The organism is Pseudoalteromonas sp. S4741, assembly GCF_005886135.1.
Lineage (GTDB): Bacteria > Pseudomonadota > Gammaproteobacteria > Enterobacterales > Alteromonadaceae > Pseudoalteromonas > Pseudoalteromonas tetraodonis.
The window spans coordinates 1-20,894 of sequence record NZ_PNCN01000134.1; the positions used below are offsets into that span (position 1 = coordinate 1).

The following is a 20,894-nucleotide window of genomic DNA, read 5'->3' on the forward strand; positions in this document are numbered from 1 at the left end:
AGACACAAAAATATCCGGTTAGATATAAACGAAAAAACACCACTCGTTCTTAAACGAGTGGTGTTACTATATTAATAGCGGCTTTTTACATTGCAGACCAATACTGACTTAAAAGCCGCGATGCGCTGCCTTGTGCTTATTTTCCTTAATGAATTTTGCAAATACATAACCCCCTACTGCACCTGCACATAATTGCGCATAAAAACCCCAACCTCTTGCGCCTGCAATAATAGTAATATTCATAATAGATTCAATCGCAATTAACGCCGTTGCAAACGCCACCACACCAGCAATAACAAATAGTTGTGTACCTTGCTTGCTCATTTTTTTAGCAATAAACCAAGTAACCAAAAACGCGATAGCAAGTGCAACCGCAATAATAGCGCCATAGGTCGGTAGCAAGCCGAGCCAATCTTCAAGGGTTAAGTTAACACGATCATTAAAGCCCACTACAACACCTACATTAACTAATTGATTGACAACGTATTGACTATGAAACAAGCTAGCAAGAGTGAATGTTAGTAACCAAGAAACTAAAAATGACGGGAGTATACGTGTTAAAAACTGCATGGTTATCTCAACTTAAAATAAAACTTTTTCCTTACACTAGCAAAGGCTTGCAGGGTAAACAATCTCTATATTGTATTACGCTACTGTCACTTTTAGCGTTTTCTTGTCACGCCAGTGCCGAGTTACCAACACAGCAATATACTGCTAGTACTTTAGCAGCAGGGCTCAATTCACCGTGGAGCATGGTTAAACTCCCAAACAATACCTGGTTAATCACCGAGCGTGATGGCCATGTTGTTATCATTAAAAACAACCAACAAACCCGAGTTAAAATAAACTTCGAGGGCTTATACGTTGCAGGGCAAGGTGGTTTACTTGATGTAGTGCTTTCGCCAAATTACAGTGAATCACAAGAAATTATATTCACTTACGCCCAAGGTGAGCTTGATGCAAACAGGCTAGTAATAGCCAAAGCCACGTTTGATGGTGCGCAATTTTCAACGCCAAAAATTATTTATAAAGTAGTCACCGATAAAGGCACACCGCAGCATTATTCTGGCCGCGCGCTTGTGCTGCCTGATCACACATTATTATTTTCAAGTGGCGATGGCTTTGACTACCGTGAGCAAGCACAGGTTATTACCAGTCAACTTGGCAAAACATTACGCATAAACTTAAACGGCACAACACCAAGCGATAACCCGTTTATTAGCCACAAAAACGCTAACGCGCATGCCATTTATTCACTCGGGCACCGTAACTTGCAAGGCTTGGTTTATGATTACGATACCAAGCAAATTATTAGTCACGAACACGGCCCTGCAGGCGGTGACGAGCTAAACTACTTAACCGCTGGGACTAATTACGGCTGGCCGGTAATCACCAACGGTGACGATTATTCACAAGCACGTATTTCCCCCTTTAGAGACTACCCCGGAATGGCTCAACCAACCGTAGATTGGACGCCCTCAATCGCCCCATCAGGCATGGCATATTATGGCGCTAACCATGCAGCCTTCCCTTCACTGCAACGTCACGTGCTTATTACTACATTGGTCGATAAAAAGCTCTACAGTGTAAATTTAGCGAATGGTGAATACACCCAGACTCATATTTTCCCAGAAGCCACAGGCAGGCTCAGAGATGTGTTTGTCACTGCTGAAGGTAATGTGGCGATATTAACGGATGGAAAAGAGGCAAAGCTGATGTTGTTTAAAGCAAATTAATTTACAAAGAGGATAAGAGACGCTGCTCTTTTAGAGCACAATAGCGGCTTGAATTTAGCCGCTTTGAAGAATTTAAGTTCTGATATCTGAAGTCAAGATTTGCCCCATTTGGTTTTTATACTTTATTATAAATATGTTGAGAAATTGCCTTTGCACGCTCTAAAACTTTTTCCTTGTTCCAGTTCTTCCCATAAATGAAATTCGCCTCTAATGGATACCCAGCTCTACAGAGTATGGAAATCTTCTCCGCTGGCAAATTATCCTTTAATTTATGACCATTTGTACTCGCATCAGTAAGTAACAAATTGCCCACATTACCTACTATAAAAGGGTTTGAGCCAGATTTTATCATCACTTCAGGAATAATGTGTTCAATCGTTAAGTTAGTATGATTGATATCAAGCCCATTGGATTGAGTGCCTAAAAGCTTACAAAGAGAGTATTTTATGACGTTTTTAGACTTTGTTTTATTTGATAGATAGTCCAAGTCTAAGAACTTAACTTCAAATTCACCATATGATGGTAATTTTTCACTTAACTTATTTTTTAAACCCGTCAATACTCTTTGTACTGCATCATTATCCTGAGCTTCCGTCAATTTAATTGAGTGCTGAGAATACATTGTCGCAATGCTACCTGATGATCTTTGCTGTGTAACAGCATTAAACACAAAGTGGAAATGCTCAATTTGTTTAAGTATCGATTTGAGTTGCTTGAGAGTTATCTTTTTAGAGTAGTATGCAACAAGAAGAGCCAATACAAATGACGATTGCTGTTTTACTTTAAAACTGTTGAGAGCAATCAAAGATGATTTCACTTCAAATAACTCTTTAGTCCACTCGGAACTTTCTGGGCTTAACATTCTGCCATAGCAAACTGCATACTCACCAAGGTCTTTTAACAACTCTTTAGCGTTGTTCGAGTCTATCGTTATATGTTCTTTTATTAAGGAAAATAGCTTCTTGTCAGTCGTATAAGCATGCTTTGATATCCAGAAATGTAGAAGAAAAGCGTCGATAGCACTGGAATCGGAGATATCATCAAAGCGCTTTATAAGACTGTTCCATGCTTCTTTTGGGCTATCAAGTGAATAATGCGAGTTTTTTATTGTTTTTAGAATCAGGTTTTTAACAAGATCTGAAGTCTTTAGATCACGACCACGAGCATTTAGTGTTTCAAAGATTAAATAAGCATCATCCTCGTTATCTAGTTGAATAAATACGAGTTTTAACGATAGAAATTTATCCCTTAGTTCTTTCAATTTTAATACTGGGTCTTCATGTGCGAAAATTTCCATTTGTGGATCTTCTGCTTCTGAAAAAGGTATGTATTGCTCTAATTTATCTGAAAGTAGCTCATAGGCTGCTTTTAAATTGGATTCTTCAGCACCGACTTCACAGTTAATTTTGATACTAGAATTGGTATCATAAAAAGCTTGGATATGATTTTGGAGATATGGAAATGAAGTCTCGGCATTAAGAACAAATTCATTAACATAATCGTTATTTGGTGTCTCAATAAAACGATGAATTCCTTTTGCTAAGTTTTCTTCACCAAGTCGAAGAAAGGCGTCTCTAATCACTGATAGGACAATTGTGATAGTCGTCAAGCGCTGTTGTCCATCAACGATGCCAAAATATGGTTTTCGAGTTTGGTAAACAACCATCGACCCAATAAAGTAGCTATCTGTTTTATCACCGATTATATCCAACCAAAAATTTTCAACTTCATCTTTACCCCATGAATATGGACGCTGAAACCTTGGAATTTGAAAGTAACCGGAAGAAAAGATATCTTGTACTTCTTTATCATTAGCTTCAATTTTCATTTTTAATAGTCCTTTTAAAACAACAACTTCCAAAGTTTTAACACGATTTCACGATTTAACATGCATCGAAATATATTGATCTACATAACGCCTAAATCAGGTCCGCCGTAGGCGTCAACTGGATTTACTTGTTAAGTGGATTGCACTCGAATATATCAAATTTATTGCCTTTCTTTGCAAGAACAATAGATGAATTTGGACCCATAAATATTACTGGTATTTTTTTACCATTTTCTGTGAGGGCATCATTATGACATAAATGGTTACCATTCATATCCATTGCTTCTGCGGCCTGTAAAAGTTTGTCATCCTGAAACTGATTACTCCATAGACCTGGTAAAAGAAAAGCTGTGATAAGGCTGCTTATTAGCGAGCAAAACATTATAGCTAATCTTGAATCGTTCCAGAACTTGTGGTTTGAAGTAAAGAAGTAAAGTAAGGAGAATAGAAATGAAATTATGAGCACAGGAATAGAAGTAAGAGCCAAGACCTTTGCAATATTAATAAATATTCCGACCGCTGTAGAATAAGGGAAAAGAGCTGGATCTACCCCAAATATTGCATTCACTTGAGCAAGAGAACTATAACTTGCCCAAAAAATTAATATTGCTGACAGCAAACCAATTATTTTTTTAGTCGAAGAGTATGATACGAAAGATTGAATCAATCTAGACTCTTCAAAAAATACAAGTATTGACCAAATCATTAAAATAATTGCTGATATCAAAAGTGGTTGTGCTAAGGCAGAAGTTTTTATAAACACTGCAAGCAACATCATTAGCATTCCTGACATTGCTAATCTTTGAGCATTCTTACTGTTCTTGTCAATGGAAGAATACTCATTAATTTTTTGACCAATGTACTGAAATAGATTTTTAAAGCTAATATTGGAAAGGTTATAAACCGCCATAACTGAGAATGCAATTATCCCAAACCAACCAAGTGCTACCAAGGGCTCTTGTAGTGGGATTCTTAAAGAGTAATCGGGTGCGAATGCAATTGTTATAGAGATGAAGCTATATAGACAAAATAAGACTATTTCCTTTCTACTACTCAATTCGATTCTTTTTGCTTCAGTGTTTACTTCATTCATTCTTTATGAGTTACTCGATGTTGATTAGTCCACTTAACAACTTTATCTACGACATTTGTCGCTTTATAAACCGAAAAATGTCTAAATATTACAATTAATCTAATGTAACCAGCGAATAAGCACATGTAAACAATTAGTTAGCTCTCATCTAAATTTACTGGATGCAGAAAAACACCAAAATGGTGGAGATCCGTAATATTGAACAAAGGAGTAATGCATTAATGGATAATAAAACATAGATTTTTTTCTTTCGCCCTGAGCCTTTCTCCTTTAACCTTTAGCCTTTACCCACAAAAAAGCCGCTGTACGTTAAAACAGCGGCTTTCTAAAGCTTATAGCTAAAAACTGACAGCTAGTACTTTAAGCTTTACCAATCACTTCAAGTCCACCCATGTATGGGCGTAATACTTCTGGTACTTCAACTGAGCCGTCGGCTTGTTGGTAGTTTTCTAGTATTGCTACAAGTGTACGGCCAACCGCTAAACCTGAGCCGTTTAGTGTGTGTAAAAGCTCTGGTTTTTTAGCGCCTTCACGACGAAAACGTGCTTGCATTCTACGCGCCTGAAAGTCAGCCATGTTTGAACATGATGAAATTTCGCGATAGGTGTCTTGTGCTGGTAACCATACTTCTAAATCGTATGTTTTTGCTGCGCCAAAGCCCATGTCGCCCATACATAAAATTACTTTGCGGTATGGCAATTCAAGCGCTTGTAAAATTTGCTCTGCGTGACCTGTTAGCTCTTCGAGTGCTTGCATTGAATCTTCTGGTTTTACAAGTTGTACTAGTTCAACTTTATCAAACTGGTGCTGACGGATTAAACCGCGGGTATCGCGACCGTAGCTGCCTGCTTCACTTCTAAAACATGGCGTGTGCGCTGTTAAGCGAATAGGTAAATCGCTTTCTTCGTAAATTTCATCACGTGCGCTGTTTGTAAGCGGTACTTCTGCCGTAGGAATAAGGCTAAAGCCAGCTTGCTGCTCGCCATCATCGTTCACTAGGCCTAACGTGTGGAATAAATCGCCCGCAAACTTAGGTAATTGGCTCGTACCGTAAAGGCTTGCACTATTAACCAAGTACGGTACATACATTTCTGTGTAGCCGTTTTTATCTATGTGGGTGTCTAGCATGTATTGGGTAAGTGCACGGTGCATACGCGCTACTTGGCCGCGCATTACGGTAAAACGTGCGCCACTAATTTTAACGCCCATTTCAAAGTCTAGGCCGTTTAGGTCTTGCCCTACATCAACGTGGTCTTTAACTTCAAAATCGTACTTTTTAGGTGTACCCCAAGTTAAAATTTCTACGTTATCGTCTTCGTCAGCGCCTTCTGGTACCGACTCGTCCGGTAAGTTTGGAATTGCTAAGGCAATTTGTTTAATTGCTTCTAACACTTCGTCTTGCTCAGCTTTAGCTGCGTCTAACTCGCTGCCTAAGTTAGCAACTGCGTCTAGCAATGGCTGTGCATCTTCGCCTTTTGCTTTTGCTTGACCAATGGCTTTAGCACTGGCGTTACGTTGACTTTGAAGTTCTTGCGTTTTTACTTGTAATGTTTTGCGTTTTTCTTCAAGTTCAGTCACTACCGCTACATCTAGCTCATAACCACGTGCGGCTAAACGTGCTGCAGTTTGTTCGACATCTTGACGTAAATATTTAGAATCTAACATGTTAGTTTTTTAACCTTTTTGCATTACTAGCTGAAGGCCCAGCCAAGCCATAAAAATACACACCATCACGTTTAAGATGATATTGAGGGCCATTTTAATAAAGTGACCTTGTTGTAATAACAACAACGAATCCATTGAGAATGTTGAAAAGGTGGTTAACGCACCTAAAAAGCCAATTCCGATGAGGGTTTTAGCAGGACTGACGGCAATAACTTGTTTATCTATTAAACCGTATAAAATGCCCATCAACAATGAACCCAGAATATTAACCGTCAACGTGCCAAAAGGGAATCCCCTACCGAGGAGTTTTAGCATGGTTTCGCTAATAAAAAACCGTAAACAGGCTCCTGACGCTCCGCCAAGGGCTATCATCATGTAAAGTTTAATCATGCTCATAACGTTTTATTGGGCTTTGTGCGTCGCGCTCTTTTAAATACTCGAGCTTTTGTTTAATTTTTTGTTCAAGTCCACGATCACTTGGCTGGTAGTATTGTTTGCCATCCATTTCTGGCGGTAGGTATTTTTCACCAGCAGCAAATGCGCCTTCTTCGTTATGCGCATAACGATACTCTGCACCATAGCCTAAGTCTTTCATTAAGTTGGTGGGGGCGTTTCGTAAATGCTCTGGTACGGGGTAGCTTGGCTCATTTTTAGCGTCTTGTTTAGCTTGATTAAACGCCATATAAACCGCATTACTTTTAGGTGCACTAGCCAAGTACAAAGTGGCCTGTGCAATAGCGCGCTCACCTTCGCTTGGGCCAACACGTTGGAATATATCCCATGCGTTTAAAGCCACTTCCATAGCGCGCGGGTCGGCGTTGCCAATGTCTTCTGTAGCAATTGCTAATAAGCGCCTTGCAACATAAAGCGGGTCGCCGCCACCGGCTAAAATACGGCAGTACCAGTAAAGCGCACCATCTGGCGAACTGCCTCGCACTGATTTATGAAACGCCGAAATTAAATCGTAAAATTCATCGCCGCCTTTATCGTATTTAGCTAAATGCGTAGGCAGTACTTGGCTGAGTACCTGTTCGTCAACATGAAATTGGCCGTTTTGCTCAGTGGTTAAATCCACTGCTTGCTCGAGTAAATTAAGCACTTTACGAGCATCGCCACCGCTTGCTTGGCACAGCGCTTGTTTAGCGTTATCTGCAATCACGATTTGCTTTTGGCTAAGTTGTTCGTCTTGTTTGAGTGCGCGCTCTATTACTGTGTATAAATCGCTTTCCTGCAAGGATTTTAAAACATACACCCTTGCACGAGACAAAATCGCATTATTAAGCGCAAACGAGGGGTTTTCGGTGGTGGCGCCTACAAATATAAAAGTGCCATCTTCAATGTGGGGTAAAAACGCGTCTTGCTGAGATTTATTAAAGCGGTGTACCTCGTCAACAAACATCAAAGTGCGCTGACCACGGCTTTGTAAGTTATCGCGAGCTTGGGTTACGCTATCGCGAATATCTTTAACGCCAGCGGTTACTGCCGACATTTGAATTAGTTCAGCGTCGGCATGGTTGGCAATAATTTGTGCCAGCGTAGTTTTACCTACCCCCGGCGGCCCCCATAAAATTAAACTATGGCAGCGCCCTGCTACTATCGCTTGATGAAGAGGTTTATCAGCGCTGAGTAAATGTTGCTGCCCTATGTAATCGTTAAGCGATAAAGGACGCATACGCGCAGCGAGTGGGCGCACATCGGGCCCAAAGTTAAATCCTAAATTACTCACCGTTACTCTGATCGTCTATTTCTACACCCGCTGGCGGGGTAAATTCAAAAGTTGTTTTATTAAGCTCAGTATTAACCTGTGCATTGCTAAATGTAAACGCAGACAGCTGGCCTGAATTATCTTTAACTACCAGTTTTGCAAGCCCTTGCTCGTTATCAGCAAAAGTAATATCAAGCTGCTCTACTTGGCTTTCTACCCCTTTATTTGGGGTAATGCTAAAGCCTAAATCGGTAGCGATCACGCTGTATTTTTCCCATTGCGCTGGGTCTTTAGAGGTGAGCAATATAAACGGCGTTGAGTCAATTAAACCGCTGGTTTTCATAATAGTTACTTGCTCAGCAAAGCTATCAAAGTAATAGGTTTTATCACCGTTTGATACAAATAAAGTGTCGTCTGGGTTAGTTTGCTGCCAGCGGATCATTAATGGCTGTTGCAACGCAATATTACCTTGGCCTTGCATTACCAGTTGGCCTTCACCGTCGGTTACGTTTTGTTTAAATTGTGCTTTAAAGCTTTTTAAAGTCGATAACTTATCTTGTAATGCTTGGCTGTCGTCAGCAAAGCTTGGCATCGCCACTAAACTACCAAGCACTAATAATAAACTACTTAATTTTTTCATTAATTTGCTCCATTAGGTACTAATACATCGCGCGCGCCATTGTGTCCTGGTGCACTCACGATACCTGATGTTTCCATTTGTTCTACTAAACGTGCAGCACGGTTATAGCCTACACGTAATTTACGTTGTACTGATGATACCGACACTTTACCGGTTTCTATTACAAAGGCGACCGCTTCGTCGTATAACGGATCTGACTCTTCATCGCCATTTTCGCTGGCCTCCCCTGGTAATAAAATGTCCTCGGTAGCATCGCCATTTAAAATTTCGTCTATGTAATTTGGTTTAGCACGAGCTTTCCAATCGTTTACTACGGCATGTACTTCATGGTCGTCTACAAACGCGCCATGCACACGCTCTGGCACACTGGTGCCTGGCGGTAAATAAAGCATGTCACCCATGCCTAATAAATTCTCTGCGCCTTGTTGATCCAGTATGGTGCGCGAGTCTATTTTACTTGATACCTGAAACGCCATACGTGTAGGTATATTCGCTTTAATTAAACCGGTTATTACATCAACCGACGGACGCTGCGTTGCCAATATTAAGTGAATACCCGCAGCACGCGCTTTTTGCGCAATACGAGCAATTAACTCTTCAACTTTTTTACCTACAATCATCATCATGTCGGCAAATTCGTCAATCACCACCACTATGCTAGGTAATTTATCTAGCTCATCTGGGCCGTCTTTCATGCCATCGGTATCTTTAAATAATGGATCCATAATTGGGTAGCCCGCTTCTTTGGCTTCCATTACTTTTTGATTGTAACCTTTTAAGTTACGTACCCCTAAAGCCGACATCAGCTTATAGCGGCGTTCCATTTCACCTACACACCAGCGCAGTGCGTTAGCCGCTTCTTTCATGTCGGTCACAACTTCACATAATAAATGCGGAATGCCTTCGTAAACAGAAAGTTCAAGCATTTTCGGGTCAATCATGATCATGCGAACATCTTCAGGGCCCGATTTATACAGTAAGCTTAATATCATTACATTAACGCCCACTGACTTACCTGAACCGGTTGTACCGGCCACTAATAAATGTGGCATTTTACCTAAGTCGGCACACACAGGTTGCCCTGCAATATCTTTACCTAGCACCATGGTTAATGGCGATGGGTTTTGCTCAAACTTAGGTGCGTTTATGACTTCTGATAAACGTACAATTTCACGGTATTTATTAGGCAGCTCAATACCGATATAGGTTTTACCCGGAATAACTTCTACCACGCGCACACTAATTGCCGAAAGTGAGCGCGCTAAATCTTTTGACAGCCCAGTAATTTTAGATACCTTAATACCCGGCGCTAAATCAAGCTCAAAACGAGTAACAACAGGCCCCGGGTAAACCCCAACCACGGTTGCTTGTACGTTAAAATCAAGTAATTTTGTTTCTACAAGGCGCGATACGCTATCGAGCTCTTCTTGCGAAATGGGGTTTTTTGCTTTGTCGGGCCTGTCGAGTAAATCCAGTGATGGCAATGGCCCCGGAGGTGGCTCTTGCTCTAATAATTGCTCAAACTTTTCTTTTGCAGTTGGCGGCGGTTGAAACCCTGATTTTGGCTTGTTAATTGGCCTTGCTGGTTTTTCAGGTTCAACCACAGGGCTTTGATCCAGCGCGTTAAGTGCTGCTTCTGTGTCCATCGGTTCATCGTCTATGGCGCTAAAGCTAATTTCTTGATCGAGTATTTGGTCAAGTTCGTCAAACGGCATAAATTCGTCGTCTTGAGGGGCATTAACCTTAGTTGCTGGTTTATCAATTGCTTTTGGTTTGTCTGCTACTTTATTAGCAAGCTCAGGTTCTTGTTGGCGTGTATCGTTTTCAAAATAGGCATCAGGTTGCTCGTCTTGTACTTTACCTGCAGTGCGTTCGCGTTGCATCCAGCCCCGGGCATAGGTCACCAAAAAGCGGTATAATCGAACAATTAAATCACCTAAGTAATCAACAAATTGTACCCACGACACACCCGTTAACAGTGTTAAGCCCGCAAAAAAGAAGCATAACAGTAAAATAGAGGTACCGGTAAAATTAAACGCTGGCATCATGGCTGATGCAATCACATCGCCCACTACCCCACCGGATGAAAAATTATAAATATCATCAAAATTAATACTGCTAATAGCAGTTGCTGAGGTAATAAACAGCGCAAAACCAATAATGCGTAATCCAAGTGTGGTGTAATCGAGTTGTAAAATACGGTGTGGCTGCTTAAACACCAAGTAACCTAGCAGCTGAATAGCCGCTGGCACAAAATAGGCAAGCCAGCCAAAGGTAAGTAATAGTATGTCGGCCACCCACGCGCCCGCTGTACCCGTTATATTTTGTACGTTGGTAAATTCACCCGTTTGCGACCAAGCAGGATCGGCAGGATGAAAACTAATTAAAGCACATAAAATAAATACCGCTGCAAAGGTGCTGACGATCAGCCCCGCTTCTAATAGTCTTTGCACACCGTTTAGGCGCATAATTACCTATCCCTCATTATTATTTTTTACACTCACTTGGCAATAGAATACCTTAGCAGGAAATGTATTTTGATGCACTCTATCTTAACCATGATGGCCTGATTATGAACAAGTTTTTATTATTTAATCGGCTTTTTCCAAGCCAAGCAAAATTGACTGTAACAATAAAAGTATTTTAAAGGCTGTTACTCTATCATTAAGCAACAAAAGGACGGATCACCACGCCCTCTTCACCTTTTACTTCTTCCATGACTACATAGGTGCGGCTTTCACTCACATTGGGCAGCTTTAATAGTATATCACCGAGCACGCCGCGATATTCTGACATATCGTTAACTCGGGTTTTTAATAAAAAGTCGAAATTACCCGAAACCAAATGACATTCTATAATTTCTTTGTGCTTTCTAACAGCAGCACTAAACTCTTCAAATACGTCGGGCGATGTTTTGGTAATGGTTACTTCTACATACACAGAAAGCCCTTGACCAAGCTTGGCGGGATCAACCACGGCTTTGTAGCCTAAAATATACCCTTCTCGTTCGAGCTTTTTCACTCGCTCTAAACAGGGCGTGGCGCTTAGACCAACTCGTCGGGCCAGTTCAACATTTGACAGGCGGCCATCAAGTTGTAATTCGACTAAAATTTTGCGATCAATACGGTCTAATAAGTTATGCATGGCTTTTTAGTTTTTTATTCTAATAAAATTAATTTTACAGATACTAACACTACAAAGAGATTAAAAAAAGGTGAGACACACTACCCTAGCATGAATATAATAGTGAAAAATTTTTATCCCGTTCTAACAAGGCAAAATTATGATTATTGGTGTACCTAAAGAAATTAAAAACCATGAGTACCGTGTAGGTATGGTTCCTGCGAGTGTTCGCGAACTTGTAAATCACGGCCACCAAGTGATTGTTGAAACTAACGCTGGTATGGGCATTGGTTTTACAAATGATGATTATGTTCAAGCAGGCGCTGAAATTTTAGAAACAGCTGCTGATGTTTTTGCAAAAGCAGAAATGATTATCAAGGTAAAAGAGCCACAAGCTGTTGAGCGTGCAATGTTACGTGAAGACCAAATTCTTTTCACTTACCTTCATCTTGCACCGGATCTTCCACAAACTGAAGACCTTGTTAAAAGTAAAGCAATCTGTATTGCTTATGAAACTGTGACTGATTCACGCGGTGGTTTACCACTTCTAGCGCCAATGAGTGAAGTTGCTGGCCGTATGTCTATTCAAGCAGGTGCACAAGCGCTAGAAAAAGCAAACCACGGTCGTGGTATGTTGCTAGGTGGTGTACCAGGTGTTGAGCCAGCTAAAGTAGTTGTTATTGGCGGCGGCATGGTTGGTCGAAGCGCTGCACAAATGGCCGTTGGCCTAGGTGCTGAGGTTGTTGTACTTGACCGTAACATCGACGTATTACGTGCACTAGACGCACAGTTTGGTAATAAAGTTAAAGCTATTTATTCAACAGCTGACGCGCTTGAAAAGCACGTACTTGAAGCTGATTTAGTAATTGGTGGCGTACTTATCCCGGGTGCTGCTGCACCTAAGCTAGTGACTGCTGAACACATTAAAGCAATGAAGCCAGGTGCTGCAATTGTTGATGTTGCCATTGACCAAGGTGGTTGTATTGCTACGTCTAAAGCAACTACGCACGCTGATCCTACTTTCATCGTTGATGAAGTTGTTCACTACTGTGTTGCTAACATGCCAGGTGCTGTTCCACGTACATCTACGTTTGCACTTAACAATGCAACATTGCCGTTCATTATTAACCTTGCAAACAAAGGTTACAAAAAGGCACTACTAGATGACGCTCACTTCTTAAAAGGCTTAAACGTAATTAAAGGCCAAGTAACTTACAAAGAAGTAGCTGAAGCGTTCAATATGGAATATGTTGACCCACGCACTGCAGTAGAAAACGCGTAACTATTATTGTTACCGCTTATACCTAAGCCATAATTTAGGTATAAGCATTAAAAAAGCAGCTAATTAGCTGCTTTTTTTGTAACTAAATTTTAGGGTCTGTGGTTAACAGACCCTAATGTTATATAAATCGTTTAATAATAAAGTCGACTTTTACGCGCTTAGCTTGACCAAGCAGTTTTTTCACTGGCTGTGGGTAATCGTCCATGGTTTCTAGATCATCTGGGCCGGTTAAACGACGACAATGCTTTAAAATTTCTTGGCGTTCATTATCAATATCGCGCATGATAGATTGTTCAGGATCTTCTATCAGAATGCCATTTTCGATATCCAGCCCCCACGCGCGCGGATTTAGGTTATGCCCGCTAAGTAAATGCATTTTACGGTCGCAGCAAATCCCTTTTAGATGGAACGAGTTACTCTCGTGTTTCCAAAGGTATACGTTTAGGTTGCCATTATCTATGTGGCGTTTTTGCGATTTTACAAACTTGTGCAAAATAGTTTCGTATAAATACGGCAGTGCACCAATTTTACTAAATGGCTCGCTAGGTGGCAGATAAAAATCGTTTGCGGTTTTATCACCCACCACAATAGTAACTTGTTTACCTTGCTTTAATAACCTGCGTAAAGAGCGCATTAATGGCGCCGGAAAATTAAAATACGGCGTGTATAACACCAGCTCTTGCTCGGTGGTATCAAATAACGCTTTAATTAAGCGATTAAGCTCATTATTACGACGGCCTAATCCTAAAAATAAACGAATACCCATTGCATGAGTATTCAAGTGCTGCGCACTTTTATAGCTTGCCGATTTAAGCTCACGCATAAGTTGCTTTTGTTCAAGTTTAAAGTCAGCCATGCGTTTAAGCGGTCGTTGATCTATTCTTGGTACCGCTTCAGAGCTTAATAAAGTTGATTCAATAAAATCGACTACTGAGTCACATAATTCGCTTTGCAAGATTAAAAAGTAGCGATCGAGTCGGTATCGGTCGCTATATTGCAAATACACATTATTTAAACTGGCACCGCTGTAGAGCAATGTATCGTCTATAACAAAGCCTTTTAAATGCAATACCCCAAACAGTTCTTTTGCCTTTACGGGAACACCATACACTTGAACGTTTGAATTAAACTTCTCTAAGCTGTCGCAATATAAGCTTGCATTGCCCTCAGACTTTTCTGCACCAATTAAACCGCGCTGTGCGCGATGAAAATCAACCAGTACTTTAATTTCAAGCGAAGGGTTAGCTAACGATGCACTGTGTAGTGCGGCTAATATTTCACGACCCGCTTCATCATCTTGTAAGTAAAGTGTGGTGATATAAATTCGTTTTTTTGCGTTGGCAATTAAATCTAACAATTGCGTACGGTATTCTTGCGCATTGGTTAAGACGTTAACGTCTTTTGAAGTCAACCCAAATGCGGGTTTCTCTTGCCAAAATAACATAGTTGCCTATTCACTTAGGTCACATAATTAAGCAGTGACAAATCAAAATTAGTTAAAAGATAACAAAAAAAATCAGGCTGGTCATGAATTAACGTCGTTTTATTGGCTAACAGTCTATTTATTAGGCGGGCGCTGGCTTTAATGCATTTACCAGTACACATTAATGAACAGCTTTGTAATTTGCGAAAAAAAATAATCTCATCTTTTATTTACTTCCTGCTTGTTTTTCTTAGAATCGGGCGCATTAAAACCGTATTAAACGTTTAGGAAAAGATCATGACTGAAGCAAAACATTGTAAGTTACTTATTTTAGGTTCGGGCCCTGCTGGCTACACAGCCGCAGTTTACGCTGCACGTGCTAATTTAAACCCTGTTTTAATTACAGGTATTCAACAAGGTGGCCAACTAACGACCACCACTGAAGTTGAAAACTGGCCTGGTGATGCACACGGTTTAACCGGCCCTGCATTAATGGATCGTATGAAAGAGCATGCAGAGCGCTTTGAAACTGAAATTGTGTTCGACCACATCAACAAAGTTGACGTATCTAAGCGCCCTTTCACACTAACCGGTGACCAAGGTACTTACACATGTGATGCTTTAATTATTGCAACCGGTGCCTCTGCGAAATATTTAGGCTTAGAGTCTGAGACTAATTTCCAAGGCCGCGGTGTTTCTGCTTGTGCAACCTGTGACGGCTTTTTCTATAAAGGTCAAAAAGTAGCGGTTGTTGGTGGTGGTAACACAGCCGTTGAAGAAGCGTTATACCTGTCTAACATTGCTGATGAAGTTCATGTTATTCACCGTCGTGACAGTTTCCGCAGTGAAAAAATTCTTGCTGACCGCCTTGCAGAAAAAGCTGCGAACGGTAATGTTGTAATGCACTACAACCGTACACTTGATGAAGTACTTGGTGACCAAATGGGTGTGACCGGCGTTCGCATTAAAGATGTGGCGTCAGATGCTACTGAAGAACTTGATTTAGCGGGTGTGTTTATTGCCATTGGCCATAAGCCAAACACCGATATGTTTGAAGGTCAGCTAGAAATGAAAGACGGCTACCTAGTGGTTGAATCTGGTCTTAACGGTAATGCAACCCAAACCAGTGTGCCAGGTGTATTTGCTGCTGGTGATGTGTCTGATCATATTTACCGTCAGGCGATTACCTCTGCCGGTACTGGCTGTATGGCTGCACTTGATGCAGAACGCTTTTTAGATAACCTATAAGCATACATAGCATACTTTTAGGGCTGAATTTTCAGCCCTTTTTTGTGCCCAAACATAACTGTACACACACCAAAATTCATTGTATTTATAATTGAAATTAGTTTTATTTATACAATTAATGGCTTAGGTGCGATAGGATCTAAGGGTGAGCAACGAATACCGTCAAATTATAAAAGTAAAACTAGCTATAATTATCGTCAGGAATAAAAGCTTTATTCATTTAGGCATTACTAGAGACTGTAAAATCAGTTAAAATGCTTAACTTCATATCAAGTAAATTACCGAGAGTTTTCTATGAGTTTGTATACAAAATATATGGAAGAAATCCAAACCCGTAAAACGGAGCTTGGATTAAGCCCACAACCAATCGATAGCGCTGAACTAGTATCAGAAATAATTAATCAAATTAAAGATACTAATAACGAGCACCGTAAAGATTCACTGCATTTCTTTATTTATAATACTTTACCTGGAACAACCAGTGCTGCGAGCGTTAAAGCACAGTTTCTAAAAGAAATCATTTTAGGTGAAGAGCACGTTGCAGAAATCACTCCAGAATTTGCATTTGAACTGCTTTCACATATGAAAGGCGGCCCGTCAATTGAAATGCTAATTGATTTAGCATTTGGTGATGACGCAGCAATCGCAGCACAAGCGGCTGAAGTACTTAAAACTCAGGTATTCTTATACGATGCTGATATGGAGCGTATTAAAGCGGCCTACGAAGCAGGCAATGCAATTGCTAAAGAATTACTAGAGAGTTTCTCAAAAGCTGAATTCTTTACAAAACTACCTGACATCGAAGAAAAAATCGAAGTTGTAACTTACATTGCTGGTGAAGGCGACATCTCAACTGATTTACTGTCTCCGGGTAACCAAGCACACTCACGTGCTGACCGTGAATTACACGGTAAGTGTATGATCACTGAAGAAGCACAACAAGAAATCGTTGAACTTCAAAAGAAACACCCTAATGCTAAAGTAATGCTTATTGCTGAAAAAGGCACAATGGGCGTTGGTTCATCTCGTATGTCTGGTGTAAATAACGTTGCACTTTGGGCGGGTAAACAAGCAAGTCCATACGTTCCTTTCATCAACATTGCACCTGTTGTTGCAGGTACTAATGGTATCGCACCAATCTTCTTAACGACGGTTGATGTAACCGGCGGTATTGGTCTTGACCTTAAAAACTGGGTTAAGAAAGTAGATGCAGAAGGCAATACTGTAACTGATGAAAATGGCGATGCAGTGCTTGAAGAAGCTTATTCAGTTGCCACAGGTACTGTATTAACAATCAATACAAAAGAGAAAAAGCTTTATAACGGCGATAAAGAACTGGTTGATGTATCATCAGCGTTCACACCGCAAAAAGTTGAATTCATGAAAGCTGGTGGTTCTTACGCTGTTGTATTTGGTAAAAAACTACAAACGTTTGCTGCTGAAACGCTGGGTATTGAAACTCCTCTTGTGTATGCACCTTCAAAAGAAATTTCACATGAAGGCCAAGGCTTAACAGCAGTTGAAAAAATCTTTAACCGTAATGCGGTAGGTGTTCTATCAGATACGCCACTTCACGCAGGCTCAAATGTTCGTGTTAAAGTGAACATCGTTGGTTCGCAAGATACAACCGGTCCAATGACAGCACAAGAATTAGAAGCGATGGCTGCTTCAACTATTTCACCACTTGTTGATGGTGCTTATCAGTCTGGTTGTCATACAGCATCAGTATGGGATAGCAAAGCACAAGCTAACATTCCTAAACTAATGGCGTTTATGAATAAGTTTGGTTTGATCACTGCACGTGACCCGAAAGGCGTTTACCATGCAATGACTGACGTTATTCACAAAGTATTAAACGACATTACCATTGATGATCGCGCTATCATCATCGGTGGTGACTCGCATACACGTATGTCTAAAGGCGTTGCCTTTGGTGCCGATTCAGGCACCGTTGCTGTTGCACTTGCAACCGGTGAATCAGCGATGCCGATTCCTGATTCAGTTAAAGTGACGTTTAAAGGCAAAATGGCTAAGCACATGGATTTCCGCGATGTTGTTCATGCAACGCAAGCGCAAATGCTTAAGCAATTTGGCGGAGAAAACGTGTTCCAAGGTCGTATCATTGAAGTTCATATTGGTACCCTAATGGCTGACCAAGCGTTTACTTTCACTGACTGGACTGCAGAAATGAAAGCGAAAGCGTCAATCTGTATTTCAAATGATGAAACGCTAATTAAGTCAATTGAACTTGCTAAATCACGTATCCAAATCATGATCAACAAAGGTATGGATAACGAAGCGCAAACGCTACAAGGTCTAATCGACTTAGCTGACAAGCGTATTGCAGGTATTCAATCTGGTGAAGAGCCAGCACTTTCTCCAGACGACAACGCTAAATACCACGCAGAAGTTGTGGTTGATTTGGACCAAATCGTTGAGCCAATGATTGCCGATCCAGACGTGAACAACGATGATGTTTCTAAACGTTATACTCACGATGTGATCCGCCCTGTTTCTTTTTACAACGACAAACCTGTTGATTTAGGTTTCGTTGGTTCGTGTATGGTTCACAAAGGCGATATGAAAATTATTGCTCACATGCTACGTAACCTTGAAAAGAAAAACGGTTCTATCACATTCAAAGCACCATTAGTTGTTGCGCCACCAACATACAACATTGTTGATGAGCTTAAAGCGGAAGGCGACTGGGATATTCTTGCTAAATACGCTGGTTTTGAATTTGACGATGAAAAACCAAAAACAGCGGCACGTACTAAGTATGAAAATATCCTATACCTAGAACGCCCTGGTTGTAACTTATGTATGGGTAACCAAGAAAAAGCAGAACCTGGTGACACTGTTATCGCAACATCAACTCGTCTGTTCCAAGGCCGTGTAGTAGCCGATACATCTGAGAAAAAAGGTGAGTCACTACTAGGTTCTACGCCGGTTGTAGTACTTTCTACTGTACTTGGTCGTTTCCCGACTATCGAAGAGTATAAGTCTGCGGTTGAAGGCATTGACCTTACCTCGTTTACACCTGTTGAAGAAGCAATGACAACTAAGTTCAACGCTGGACAAGCAGTACCAGTAAAGGTGGTTAGCTAATTCGATTAGTTAGCACTTTTTAAGCTAATAATTAAAAGCGCGTTTTAAACGCGCTTTTTTTTGCCTAACAAAAATAGCGCTTAGAAAGTAAATCCTATGTAGTGACACAATAATTTGTAGTTTGTGATTTTAAAGCAACAGGTTACACTTTATCTTGACCATGCAGTTATTCAATCGGTGTTATGACTAAACAACTCTATCAACTCGCTCAAAGCCACTTTGCTTTTCCTGATCCCAACCATGCATTAGATGATCCCGATGGTTTACTTGCCATTGGTGGATGCTTATCAGTATCGCGATTAAAAAATGCCTACAGCCAAGGTATTTTTCCGTGGTTTAGTGAACACGAGCCAATTATGTGGTGGTCGCCTAGTGAACGCGGTATTGTTGAGCTCAATGACTTTCATGTTAGTAAAAGTCTACGTAAGCATTTAAAAAAACACCCGGTCACCGTAACCATAAACCATGCCTTTGAAGAAGTGATAGAAGCATGTCGCGATCAACGCATTGATACCGATGGCACCTGGATCACTTTGCAAATGCAACAGGCGTACATTAATGCCCATCACAATGGCCTAGCTCATAGTTTAGAGGTTTGGCGCGAGGGAGAGCTTGCAGGTGGCTTATATGGCATCATGCAAACAGGTGTTTTTTGTGGTGAATCAATGTTTCATCATCAAACAAATTGTTCCAAACTGGCTATGTGGGCGCTGGTTAATTGGCTTAAACGCCACAATGCGCATTTTATTGATTGCCAATTAGAAAATCCTTATTTAATGTCGTTAGGTGCCAGCGTGATTCCACGTGAAGAATTTTTAACTAAACTTAATAAAGCACAGTGTTACACCCCAGCTGCCAGTATGTGGCAGCCACAGGAGCTAATCGCGATATATGAATGAACAACTTCCGGCTCGTATTGGCCTAAGCCAACCATTTGAGTGCAGTTATTTACCTGATCGCCAAGAGCAATTGCTGGTGATACTCGATCCAAGTTGTTACAGCAGCAATAAGTTTGAGTCATTATTAGCATTAGGCTTTCGTCGCAGCGGTAACCAAATTTACCGTCCGCACTGCCCTATTTGCAGCGCGTGTAGTTCTGTGCGCGTTTTAGCTGATAAGTTTATACCAACAAAATCGCAAAAACGTAAACTTAACAAAGCAAAAAACCGCTTTGAGGTAAAATATTCTCAAGTTGAACGCGAACAATACTATCCACTTTACAGTAAATACATTAGCTTGCGCCACCAAGATGGTAGTATGTATCCGCCTGATAAATCACAATTTCAAAGCTTTTTGTTTTGTAGTTGGTTAACCATTACTTTTATTGAGCTTTGGGATCAAGAAAACTTAGTAGCTGTTGCTGTAACTGATTGTATGGACAACGCTATTTCGGCCATTTATACATTTTTTGACCCTGACTACGAACACTTTAGTTTAGGCACTGTAATGATATTACAGCAGCTTAAATTTGCTAAACAGCAGCGCAAACAGTTTGTTTATTTAGGCTATCAAATAGATGAATGCGACAAAATGAACTATAAAACGCAGTTTTTACCTGCTCAAAAACAGTGCAATGACCAGTGGCTGGCTATTTAATTTACAAAAATAGCCCCTGCGCCTTTACTTATTGGCGTATTTTGGGCAAAATCTGCAGCGTTTAACTATTAAAGAGGTGTTACGCTAAACATGGCGAAAGAAGACGTAATCGAAATGCAAGGGACAGTCCTTGATACTTTACCAAATACAATGTTCCGAGTTGAGCTAGAAAATGGTCACGTAGTTGTGGCTCATATTTCAGGTAAAATGCGCAAAAACTATATCCGTATTTTAACCGGCGATAAAGTAACGGTAGAAATGACTCCTTACGATTTATCGAAAGGTCGTATCGTATTCCGTGCTCGCTAAGTAAGTGCGTAAACGAGATTTAGTTTTTGGCTAGTGCAAACTAGCTTTAAGCGTTTATTAAATGTAATTAATGCTAGGGTCTGTTGACCTTTGCGGATTAAAATTTGTTCAAACTAAGGGCGGTTTAATCGCGGCGCG

Annotated in this window: 17 protein-coding genes; 7 read left to right on the top strand and 10 right to left on the bottom strand. The window is 40.7% G+C overall.

Annotation, left to right across the window (positions count from 1 at the left end; all coding sequences use genetic code 11):
* Positions 1–108: 108 nt before the first annotated feature.
* Positions 109–570, bottom strand: coding sequence for a hypothetical protein (locus CWC30_RS15985; RefSeq protein ID WP_138627594.1), 462 nt, complete (start codon positions 568–570; stop codon positions 109–111).
* Between CWC30_RS15985 and CWC30_RS15990 the strand changes: the two genes are divergently transcribed.
* Positions 555–1,736: a PQQ-dependent sugar dehydrogenase gene (locus tag CWC30_RS15990; RefSeq protein ID WP_138627595.1), complete on the top strand. Its 1,182-nt coding sequence runs from the start codon at positions 555–557 to the stop codon at positions 1,734–1,736. The two genes, CWC30_RS15985 and CWC30_RS15990, sit on opposite strands and share 16 nt — an antisense overlap.
* A gap of 115 nt (positions 1,737–1,851) precedes the next feature.
* On the opposite strand, the gene CWC30_RS15995 is transcribed toward CWC30_RS15990, so the two are convergent.
* From CWC30_RS15995 to lrp, 8 genes are all read right to left on the bottom strand, one after another.
* The gene (locus tag CWC30_RS15995; RefSeq protein ID WP_138627596.1) at positions 1,852–3,564 is read right to left on the bottom strand and encodes a DUF262 domain-containing protein; all 1,713 of its coding nucleotides are present in this window, start codon (positions 3,562–3,564) and stop codon (positions 1,852–1,854) included.
* A 124-nt stretch (positions 3,565–3,688) separates the two neighbouring features.
* The gene (locus CWC30_RS16000; protein WP_138627597.1) at positions 3,689–4,657 is read right to left on the bottom strand and encodes a hypothetical protein; all 969 of its coding nucleotides are present in this window, start codon (positions 4,655–4,657) and stop codon (positions 3,689–3,691) included.
* 360 nt (positions 4,658–5,017) lie between these two features.
* Positions 5,018–6,322, bottom strand: a complete 1,305-nt coding sequence (gene serS, locus CWC30_RS16005; RefSeq protein WP_138627598.1) for a serine--tRNA ligase — start codon at positions 6,320–6,322, stop codon at positions 5,018–5,020.
* 9 nt (positions 6,323–6,331) lie between these two features.
* Positions 6,332–6,712: a fluoride efflux transporter CrcB gene (gene crcB, locus CWC30_RS16010; protein WP_010389726.1), complete on the bottom strand. Its 381-nt coding sequence runs from the start codon at positions 6,710–6,712 to the stop codon at positions 6,332–6,334.
* Positions 6,705–8,048, bottom strand: a complete 1,344-nt coding sequence (locus CWC30_RS16015; RefSeq protein WP_036982890.1) for a replication-associated recombination protein A — start codon at positions 8,046–8,048, stop codon at positions 6,705–6,707. The genes crcB and CWC30_RS16015 overlap by 8 nt, the downstream gene beginning before the upstream one ends.
* Entirely contained in the window at positions 8,041–8,667 is a 627-nt protein-coding gene (lolA, locus tag CWC30_RS16020) for an outer membrane lipoprotein periplasmic chaperone LolA (RefSeq protein WP_076920932.1), read from the bottom strand. The genes CWC30_RS16015 and lolA overlap by 8 nt, the downstream gene beginning before the upstream one ends.
* Entirely contained in the window at positions 8,667–11,135 is a 2,469-nt protein-coding gene (locus tag CWC30_RS16025; protein WP_138627599.1) for a DNA translocase FtsK, read from the bottom strand. Before CWC30_RS16025 ends, lolA begins: the two co-directional genes overlap by 1 nt.
* A gap of 196 nt (positions 11,136–11,331) precedes the next feature.
* Entirely contained in the window at positions 11,332–11,811 is a 480-nt protein-coding gene (gene lrp / locus CWC30_RS16030) for a leucine-responsive transcriptional regulator Lrp (RefSeq protein WP_036982893.1), read from the bottom strand.
* A gap of 139 nt (positions 11,812–11,950) precedes the next feature.
* Here lrp and ald point away from each other — a divergent pair, with 139 nt between their 5' ends.
* Positions 11,951–13,072 (top strand): alanine dehydrogenase, encoded by a 1,122-nt coding sequence (gene ald, locus CWC30_RS16035; protein ID WP_008110075.1) that lies wholly within the window; start codon positions 11,951–11,953, stop codon positions 13,070–13,072.
* A gap of 118 nt (positions 13,073–13,190) precedes the next feature.
* Here ald and pssA read toward each other — a convergent pair whose 3' ends face one another.
* Positions 13,191–14,516 (bottom strand): CDP-diacylglycerol--serine O-phosphatidyltransferase, encoded by a 1,326-nt coding sequence (gene pssA, locus CWC30_RS16040; protein WP_138627600.1) that lies wholly within the window; start codon positions 14,514–14,516, stop codon positions 13,191–13,193.
* Between the two features lie 276 nt (positions 14,517–14,792).
* On the opposite strand from pssA, the gene trxB reads away from it, so the two are divergent.
* From trxB to infA, 5 genes are all read left to right on the top strand, one after another.
* Positions 14,793–15,743, top strand: coding sequence for a thioredoxin-disulfide reductase (gene trxB, locus CWC30_RS16045; protein ID WP_008110078.1), 951 nt, complete (start codon positions 14,793–14,795; stop codon positions 15,741–15,743).
* A 294-nt stretch (positions 15,744–16,037) separates the two neighbouring features.
* Entirely contained in the window at positions 16,038–18,851 is a 2,814-nt protein-coding gene (locus CWC30_RS16050) for a bifunctional aconitate hydratase 2/2-methylisocitrate dehydratase (protein WP_081762907.1), read from the top strand.
* A 182-nt stretch (positions 18,852–19,033) separates the two neighbouring features.
* Positions 19,034–19,750, top strand: coding sequence for a leucyl/phenylalanyl-tRNA--protein transferase (gene aat / locus CWC30_RS16055; protein WP_036982897.1), 717 nt, complete (start codon positions 19,034–19,036; stop codon positions 19,748–19,750).
* The gene (locus tag CWC30_RS16060) at positions 19,743–20,447 is read left to right on the top strand and encodes an arginyltransferase (RefSeq protein WP_036982898.1); all 705 of its coding nucleotides are present in this window, start codon (positions 19,743–19,745) and stop codon (positions 20,445–20,447) included. Before aat ends, CWC30_RS16060 begins: the two co-directional genes overlap by 8 nt.
* A 90-nt stretch (positions 20,448–20,537) precedes the next feature.
* Entirely contained in the window at positions 20,538–20,756 is a 219-nt protein-coding gene (gene infA, locus CWC30_RS16065) for a translation initiation factor IF-1 (RefSeq protein WP_002962494.1), read from the top strand.
* Positions 20,757–20,894: the final 138 nt, after the last annotated feature.

Bases quoted from the DNA above. Each gene is read 5' to 3' on its own strand.
- crcB (WP_010389726.1), bottom strand. From the start codon at position 6,712: ATGATTAAACTTTACATGATGATAGCCCTTGGCGGAGCGTCAGGAGCC.
- trxB (WP_008110078.1), top strand. From the start codon at position 14,793: ATGACTGAAGCAAAACATTGTAAGTTACTTATTTTAGGTTCGGGCCCT.
- ald (WP_008110075.1), top strand. From the start codon at position 11,951: ATGATTATTGGTGTACCTAAAGAAATTAAAAACCATGAGTACCGTGTA.
- pssA (WP_138627600.1), bottom strand. From the start codon at position 14,516: ATGTTATTTTGGCAAGAGAAACCCGCATTTGGGTTGACTTCAAAAGAC.
- CWC30_RS16060 (WP_036982898.1), top strand. From the start codon at position 19,743: ATGAATGAACAACTTCCGGCTCGTATTGGCCTAAGCCAACCATTTGAG.
- aat (WP_036982897.1), top strand. From the start codon at position 19,034: ATGACTAAACAACTCTATCAACTCGCTCAAAGCCACTTTGCTTTTCCT.
- infA (WP_002962494.1), top strand. From the start codon at position 20,538: ATGGCGAAAGAAGACGTAATCGAAATGCAAGGGACAGTCCTTGATACT.
- lrp (WP_036982893.1), bottom strand. From the start codon at position 11,811: ATGCATAACTTATTAGACCGTATTGATCGCAAAATTTTAGTCGAATTA.
- lolA (WP_076920932.1), bottom strand. From the start codon at position 8,667: ATGAAAAAATTAAGTAGTTTATTATTAGTGCTTGGTAGTTTAGTGGCG.
- CWC30_RS16050 (WP_081762907.1), top strand. From the start codon at position 16,038: ATGAGTTTGTATACAAAATATATGGAAGAAATCCAAACCCGTAAAACG.
- CWC30_RS16025 (WP_138627599.1), bottom strand. From the start codon at position 11,135: ATGCGCCTAAACGGTGTGCAAAGACTATTAGAAGCGGGGCTGATCGTC.
- serS (WP_138627598.1), bottom strand. From the start codon at position 6,322: ATGTTAGATTCTAAATATTTACGTCAAGATGTCGAACAAACTGCAGCA.
- CWC30_RS15985 (WP_138627594.1), bottom strand. From the start codon at position 570: ATGCAGTTTTTAACACGTATACTCCCGTCATTTTTAGTTTCTTGGTTA.
- CWC30_RS16000 (WP_138627597.1), bottom strand. From the start codon at position 4,657: ATGAATGAAGTAAACACTGAAGCAAAAAGAATCGAATTGAGTAGTAGA.
- CWC30_RS15995 (WP_138627596.1), bottom strand. From the start codon at position 3,564: ATGAAAATTGAAGCTAATGATAAAGAAGTACAAGATATCTTTTCTTCC.